This window comes from Phocaeicola coprocola DSM 17136 (assembly GCF_000154845.1).
Classification (GTDB): domain Bacteria; phylum Bacteroidota; class Bacteroidia; order Bacteroidales; family Bacteroidaceae; genus Phocaeicola; species Phocaeicola coprocola.
Map to the genome: position 1 here is coordinate 99,644 of NZ_DS981450.1, position 8,004 is coordinate 107,647.

Genomic DNA, 8,004 nt, shown 5'->3' on the forward strand with positions numbered 1-8,004 from the left:
TATTTTAAGGTAGAAAGGTGAGAAACTATTATCTTTGCCGCATGGAGAAAAAAGTATTGGTAACCGGAGCAAGCGGCTTTATCGGAAGCTTTTTGGTAGAAGGAGGGCTGGAGCGCGGTATGCAGGTATGGGCTGGTGTACGTAAGAGCAGTAGCAGGAAATATTTGCAAGATAGCCGTATCAGTTTTGCTGAGCTTGATTTTACTGATTCCGACCGTTTGGAAGAACAATTGAAGCAACATAAACTGGAGCATGGTGGATGGGATTACATCATTCATTGTGCAGGGGTGACGAAGTGCCGTGACAAAGCAGATTTTGAAATAGGTAATTATTGGGCCACTCGTCATTTTATTGAAACATTGATGCGTTTGGAGATGCTTCCCGAACAATTCATTTATATCAGTTCGTTGAGTATCTTCGGACCGATAAGGGAAAAAGACTATTCTCCCATTTGTGAACAAGATACGCCTTGCCCTAATACAGCTTATGGGGTAAGTAAGCTGCATTCGGAAGAATACTTGCAGAAGCTGAAGGATTTTCCGTATGTCATATTCCGTCCGACAGGAGTTTATGGTCCTCGGGAGAAAGACTATTTCCTGATGGTCGAATCGATTTCCCGTCATGTTGATTTTGCTGCCGGATTTCGTCGGCAGGATATAACATTTGTGTATGTCAAGGACCTGGTTCAAGCTGTATATCGCGCTATTGATAAGAAAGTACTGCGCAGAGCTTATTTTGTAAGTGACGGATATGTATATAATAGCCGGACATTTTCTGATTTAATCCAAAAAGAGTTAGGCAATCCGTGGTTGATACGTTTTACATGTCCGTTGGCTTTGCTTAAAGTAATATCTTTCTTTGCTGAAAACATAGCCCGACTGTTTCATAAATCGAGCACATTGAATCTGGATAAGTATAAAATAATGAAGCAGCGTAACTGGCAATGTGATATTACTCCATTGGAAAAAGAATTAGGCTATCGGGCAGAATACCCGTTAGAGAGAGGTGTAAAAGAGATTATTGCATGGTATAAAAAGGAGAAATGGCTATAAAATTGTTTGAACGTGTAGATAGTGGAAGGGGATTGTTTGCAGTAGAAACAATTAGCTTGATATACAATGCTTTAACATCTTTGCTGATTTTATTGCTTTTTCCTCGTATGGATCATCCGGGCATGATGCTGCTGGAGCGTCTGGGTATTGTTATTCTGACGTTTGTCCTGATATTTCTGTATCAGGCTTTTCCCTGTCGTCTGACGGCTTTTGTCCGTATGGCTGTACAGATGAGTCTGCTCGCTTACTGGTATCCGGATACGTTTGAGTTTAACCGTCTGTTCCCTAACCTGGATTATTTATTTGCTCATGCTGAGCAGATATTGTTTGGCTGTCAGCCTGCTGTTGAATTCAGCAAGCTCTGTCCTTCCATATGGTTCAGTGAACCTTTCAATATGGGCTACTTCTTTTATTATCCGATGATACTGGTGGTAGTGGTATATTATTTTCTGAACCGGTTTGAATGGTTCGAAAAGATTTGTTTCGTACTGGTTACCTCATTTTTCATTTATTATTTTGTCTATATAATGTTACCCGTAGCAGGACCTCAGTTCTATTTCCCGGCTATCGGGATGGATAAGGTAAACGCCTGCATTTTCCCTGCTATTGGGGACTACTTTAATACCAATGATTATCTGATACCTGGTCCGGGCTTTGAGCACGGTTTCTTCTATCAGCTTGTCGAGGCTTCACAGGAAGTTGGAGAACGTCCTACCGCAGCTTTTCCCAGTTCACATGTAGGAATATCTACTATTGTAATGATAATGGCATGGCGTGTAAACAAGAAACTGGCTTATGTGCTGGCTCCTTTCTATATTCTTCTTTGCTGCGCTACTGTATATATTCAGGCGCATTATCTGATAGATGCCATCGTAGGTTTTGTATCGGCATTCTTTGTTTACCAGCTTGCTACATTGATGTATAAAAGATGGTTTATCTCACCAGTTTTTAAGCTGATGGGATAAACTGTTCTATTATTCTCCTCCGAAAGTGCTTTCTATATGATCGAGTATTCCGTTCAGCTCCGGCAATGTTTCTGCGCGAAGCATGGCTATACGTGTATCCTTAAAATTAGGAATGCCTTTAAACAATGGAGATGCAGCCAGATGACGGCGGACATGAAGAATACCCCGGCGTTCGTCGAGCAGATTGACACTATCTTGTACTTCACGGCGTAAGACGTCCATTTTCCATTTGAATGACAAAGGAGGAAGTTCTTCTCCAGTTTTCAGGTAATGTTTTACTTCTTTGAATATCCATGGGCGTCCGAAGCTGGCACGGCCTATCATAATGGCATCCACTCCGTAACGGTCGAAGCATTCTTGTGCACGCTGTGGAGTTGTAACATCTCCATTACCGATAATAGGAATATGCATACGTGGATTATTCTTGACCTCACCGATCAGTGTCCAGTCGGCTTCACCTGTATACATTTGTGCTCGTGTACGTCCGTGTATGGTTAAAGCTTCGATACCACAGTCTTGCAGCTGTTCTGCCAGTTCGACGATGATTTTGTGTTCCGCATCCCATCCCAGACGGGTCTTTACCGTTACCGGAATTTTTACGGCATCAACAACAGCCTTGGTTATCTCCAGCATTTTCGGAACATTCTGCAACATTCCGGAACCAGCTCCTTTACCTGCTACACGTTTTACCGGGCAACCGAAATTCAAGTCCAGAATATCTGGATTGGCTTGTTCCACAATACGGGCAGCTTCTACCATGGTATCAGTATCTTTCCCATATATCTGAATGGCAACAGGACGTTCTGCATCACTGATGTTCAGTTTTAACATGGTTTTTCCAACTGAGCGAATCAAGGCATCGCTCGATACAAATTCGGTATATACCATGTCTGCTCCAAATTCTTTGCACAGCAAGCGGAATGCGGGGTCTGTCACGTCCTCCATAGGAGCAAGCAATACAGGCTTGTCGCCCAGATCAATATTTCTTATTTTCATCGTAATGTTTTATAGGGTTTCACTGCAAGCAGTGCAGGTAAAAATTTGAGTACAATTATAAACAGATTGTTGAATATCGCTGCAAAATTAATAAATAAAAGAAATCCTCCCAAACCGGAAGGATTACCTTTCGTCTGGGAGGATTAAGTATTGTTTGAACTACCACTTATCGGTAGATGCTCAATTTAGGATGATCGTTGTACAGATTTTGATTTTGCAGTTCTTCTTTTTCTGTGATACGGAACAGGTAATATTTGCTGTTCACTTCGAAATCAGAACCGTCAGGGAACTTCAATGTAGGATGTCCGCTGATAAGCATACGATTTTTTTCTTTATACTCGTCTCTTGCATCTTCCGGAGCTAATATTACATCACCGTTTTCATCCAGTTTTGGAGTTCTTATTTCCTGGCCTTTGCTGTCGTGTGTAATATCTGCCATTGCGTACTTCTCAAATTTCTTACGTTCTACTGATTGCTGGTTGCGGATGATATCGGTCAGTGAGAAACCTTCTCCCCACAGCTCTTTACGGCGTTCCAGCCAGATTTCTTTCAACAGTTCATCACCAGTAGCGGTAACGGCTGGCGATTCGAATCCCTCTTTCATGCGGGCATCACGAAGTTCTTTCAGAAGTGTCTGTGCTTCACCAGTTTTTCCACTGATATGTGCAGCTGCTTCTGCCTTGATCAGGTACATTTCTGCCACACGCATCATGATGACATCTCCTAACATATTATTGATATCAGCGAACAGGAATTTATAGTTAAGCATGGCACACTCGCCGTAACCTGTATTCAAGCCCCATTTAAACAGATCTCTACGGTAGTCATTTTTATCAAACAGTTCCTTGAAGTAAGGGTCTGTGTTGAAGTTTGTATAACCACCACCTGGAGTTGTTGTATCTTTATAATAGAAGTTATAAGCTGGAAGGTTATCATCCAACGTACAAGAGTAGCCCCACATCCATTCTTTGTTCAGTGCGTTGTTGAAACCTGACTTGTATTCCGCTTCGCTCATCAGGTAGCTATTTTTCAGTTTCATAGCTTCATCTGCATATTTGTATGCATCTTCCCATTTACGTGCATATAAGCTTGCACGTGCTCTCAGACCGGTTACAACAGTATGGTCGATTTTGTACTGATCTGTTGCATTCGAACCGCGATTGTAATCTTCCGGAATCAGGTCGTAACCCCATTTCAAATCGTTTAATGCCTGTTCGTATACTTCCGATACACTTGCAGCCGGCTTTCCGGTTGTCGCCATATCGTAGTCGGTTGGTTCTGTATAGATAGGTACACAAACAGCATCCGGATCTTTATCGATAGCGAAAGAATAATGGCTTGCCAGTAACATGTACAAGAAACCACGAGTAGCATAAGCTTGTCCCTTGATGCGATTCTTTTCTGTCTGATCTCCTGAAATACCGTCGATATTTTTGATAACAGCATTACAGTTGTTAATCGGGTCGTAAACCATGTCCCACATTACATCGTTTATTTCTCCACGTCCGTAACCATTGGTCAGATTATAACTGGAAGAATAACCATAGCTGGTTGTTCTTACGACATCCGAACCTGCAAAATCATCATTGATCATGATAGCTCCATATCCGATAGATGCGTAAGTAGAACCGGAATTAAAGATATAGTTCCAGGATCCTCTGATTACACGGTCAGCGTTTTCCAGATTTTTGAATACAGCATTTGCTTCAAGTGAAGTTGTAGGAGCTGTATCTAGGTCACAGGCTGTTACAGAGCAAGCAGCCAGTGCGGCAAGGCATATATTTTTATAATTGAATTTCATATCTAGTCTATTTATTAAAGGGTTACATTAATACCAAATGAGAATGTTTTCATTGCCGGATAGCGGTATGATACGACACCGCTGATAGGCTGTTCAGGATCAAGACCTTGCTGGTGACTGAATGTCAACAGGTTCTCTCCCTGAACGAAGATGCTGGCATCTTTCAGTGTGGCAAAATGTATCCAGTTTTTAGGCAAAGTATAGCTTAATGTAACAGTTTTCAAACGCAGGAATGAGCGGTTTACCAACCAGCGGCTTGAACTGCTTGTGAAATAGCTTGTCTGGTTGTACGACAGACGTGGGATGTCTGTGTATCGGTTTTCCGGTGTCCAGCGGTTCAGCATATCTTCACTCATAGAGCTACCGTTTCCACCTTTTACGCTCATCATGCTAATCTTGTCGTTGTTATACAGCTTACCTCCGATTGCATAAGAGAACAGCATAGATAATGACAGGTTTTTCCAGCTAAGATCTGACTGGAAACCACCACTCAACTTAGGCAGTGAGCTGCCTACCTTCACCTTATCGTCTGGTGTCAGGCTAGAGTAGTCTTCGGTTACCTGACGGCTGCCATCTTCTGCGGTGTAATACCACTGTGGTTTACCGTTTTCCGGATTTACACCAGCCCATTCATACAACCAGAAATCATATAATGAGCCACCTTTTACCCATTTCTTTGAGCTCTGCCACATAACATCGGTTGGCAGTTCTACGATTTCATTCTTATAAGTAGTTGCATTCAAGCTCAGTTTCCAAGTCCAGTCTTTTGTCATAACTGGAGTACCACTGATTGTAAATTCCCAACCATAGTTCTTCAGTTTACCGATGTTGGCATCGATACTTGAGAATCCACTTGAAGGAACCAGGTCGCGGGCAAACAACAAATCTTTAGAAGAACGTTGGAAGAATTCGATAGTACCGTTCAAACGGTTGCTCCAGAATCCAAAGTCCAGACCTACGTTCAAGTTCAAGTTTGTTTCCCAGCTCAATTCCGGAGTTTCCAAACGTGATGCGTGCAGAGTAGACTCACCCAGTGAGCTGCCGATTGAATAGAGAGCCTTATATGCATAGTAACCTACATTGTCATTACCTTGTGCACCGTAACTTGCACGAAGGGTCAGGTTGCTCAGCCAGTTATTGCTTGCTTCTTCCAGGAATTTCTCACGTGAGATTTTCCATGAACCTCCGAATGACCAGAAAGTACCCCAGCGATGATCCGGATGGAAACGTGAAGAACCGTCGGTACGAACTGAAGCTGATACAAAATATTTGCTCTTATAAGAATATTCGGCACTTCCGAAGAAACTCAGCAATTTGTACTGGTCGCTGTTTCCACCGAAGCTGCTCAATGTAGAAGCTACATCTGGTTCAAAATAACCGTCAGTAATGACACCCGTTCTTGATCCGCTGAAATTTGATGTGTTAAATTCGTAATATTCCTGACCTGCCATCAGACGAACATCATGGTCTTCTTTGAAAGTATGGTTCCAGTTGATAACGTTGTTGTATGTCATACCGGTAGTACGGTCGTTTCCTTTTTCTACACTACCTGTCAACGGTTGTTTACCGTAGGTTGGGTTGTTGTAGTTGTGAGTAAACTTGCTGTCATAGTCAATGTTCAAAGACATTTTGTAGCTTAAACCTTCGATCGGAGTAATTTGCAAGTAACCACGTATAGATGCTGCATCACGTTTGTACTCTTTCTTGTCATACAGCATAGACTGTGCGAAGTTGTAACCGTTGTATGAACCTTTACGGTAAGTACCATAATCGTAAACACGGTTTCCATTTTCATCCAGGATATATTCTCCTGTTGTCATATCACGTTCATAAACAGGATAGAAAGAAGGAATGTCGCGTGCCGCCAATACAATATTGCCGATAGCTGTATCATTCTGCTTCGGGTAATTTTGTATAGAATGGCTGGTTGCTACATTCAGTCCGACCTGTAACCATTTACGCAGATCGGTTGTGATGTTAGAACGCAAGTTGTAACGTTTGAATCCTGAACAGATGTAAGCACCCTGATCGTCCAGGTAGCCTAAAGAAAAATAATATTTAGTTTTTTCACTACCTCCTGAAACACTTGCATTCAAGTCTGTATAGTGAGCGTCTTGTGTCAGGGCATCTTCCCAACTGTCGTTCCACAGAGGAGTTGCGCCGGCTACAATTTTTCCGTCTGTTCCTATAGGCTGCGGATAATTTGTTCCGTAAGGATTGATACCCAGACCGCCTGTTTGTGTAGTAGCAACGATAGAAGAAGCTTTTTGTGCTGCTTCAACAGGGTCTGATCCGTTGTCAATATAGCTGTTGCGCAAAGCTTCCCATTGCAGCATAAAATAATCGTTTGTACTCAACTGGTCGTAATCGCGTACGGCACGGCTTGAGAAACCATATTTTGCTGATAACTGAATTGTCGGAGCAGAACCGTTCTGTCCTTGCTTCGTTGTAATCATGATAACACCGTTTGCTGCACGAGAACCGTAAAGAGAGGCAGCAGCGGCATCCTTCAGAACTGTAACTGAAGCGATATCCTGTGAAGAAATAGAAGACAATTTACCATCATACGGAACACCATCGACTACATATAACGGTGTCTGAGATGCATTGGCAGAACCTACACCACGAATGTAAATGTTAGCATCTTCTCCCGGCTGTCCGCTTGTAGAGAATGACTGTAAACCTGCTACTGTTCCCTGTAATGCTTTTGATACACTTGAAACCTGTGAAGCTGCTACAATTTTCTTGTCGATAACGCTGGCAGAACCTGTAAAAGTAGATTTTTTGGCAGTACCATATGGCACGGCAATAACTACTTCTTCCATGGCTATAGAAGATTCCTTCAAATCAACGTTGATGACTTTTTGTCCTTTTACCGGCATTTCTACGGTTTCATATCCGATGAATGAGAACACCAGTGTGCTTTTTGCTTCAACTTGTAGTGAATAACTACCGTCTATGGAGGTAATTGTACCATGTGTTCCTCCTTTGACTGCCACTGTTACTCCCGGCATCTCTTCGCCGTTGGCCGTAACTTTTCCGTTCACAGTAATTTCCTGTGCGTAAGTCGCTACACAGATTAGCAAGCTGCATAGCAGTGATAAGAATTTACTCATAAATCTCTCTCTTAATGATTTTGGGTTAATATAATTTTTCGGTTCTTTCTTAGCTTATGCCTTATGTTTTCTTG

The 8,004-nt window shown here is 42.3% G+C and carries 5 protein-coding genes; 2 read left to right on the forward strand and 3 right to left on the reverse strand.

What is annotated here, in order from left to right; translation table 11 throughout:
* Window positions 1–41: 41 nt before the first annotated feature.
* A complete protein-coding gene (locus BACCOP_RS03145) occupies window positions 42–1,052 on the forward strand; it encodes an NAD-dependent epimerase/dehydratase family protein (RefSeq protein WP_007566059.1) in 1,011 nt (336 codons plus the stop codon).
* Window positions 1,043–2,017 carry a phosphatase PAP2 family protein gene (locus BACCOP_RS03150; protein ID WP_007566060.1) on the forward strand — a complete coding sequence of 325 codons (975 nt, stop codon included), beginning with the start codon at window positions 1,043–1,045 and terminating at the stop codon, window positions 2,015–2,017. Before BACCOP_RS03145 ends, BACCOP_RS03150 begins: the two co-directional genes overlap by 10 nt.
* 9 nt (window positions 2,018–2,026) lie before the next feature.
* Here BACCOP_RS03150 and dusB read toward each other — a convergent pair whose 3' ends face one another.
* The 3 genes from dusB to BACCOP_RS03165 form a co-directional block, all read right to left on the reverse strand.
* Window positions 2,027–3,013 carry a tRNA dihydrouridine synthase DusB gene (gene dusB, locus BACCOP_RS03155; RefSeq protein WP_007566061.1) on the reverse strand — a complete coding sequence of 329 codons (987 nt, stop codon included), beginning with the start codon at window positions 3,011–3,013 and terminating at the stop codon, window positions 2,027–2,029.
* A 166-nt stretch (window positions 3,014–3,179) separates the two neighbouring features.
* Window positions 3,180–4,814 carry a RagB/SusD family nutrient uptake outer membrane protein gene (locus BACCOP_RS03160; RefSeq protein WP_007566062.1) on the reverse strand — a complete coding sequence of 545 codons (1,635 nt, stop codon included), beginning with the start codon at window positions 4,812–4,814 and terminating at the stop codon, window positions 3,180–3,182.
* Between the two features lie 14 nt (window positions 4,815–4,828).
* Window positions 4,829–7,930 carry a SusC/RagA family TonB-linked outer membrane protein gene (locus BACCOP_RS03165; RefSeq protein WP_007566063.1) on the reverse strand — a complete coding sequence of 1,034 codons (3,102 nt, stop codon included), beginning with the start codon at window positions 7,928–7,930 and terminating at the stop codon, window positions 4,829–4,831.
* Window positions 7,931–8,004 lie beyond the last annotated feature (74 nt).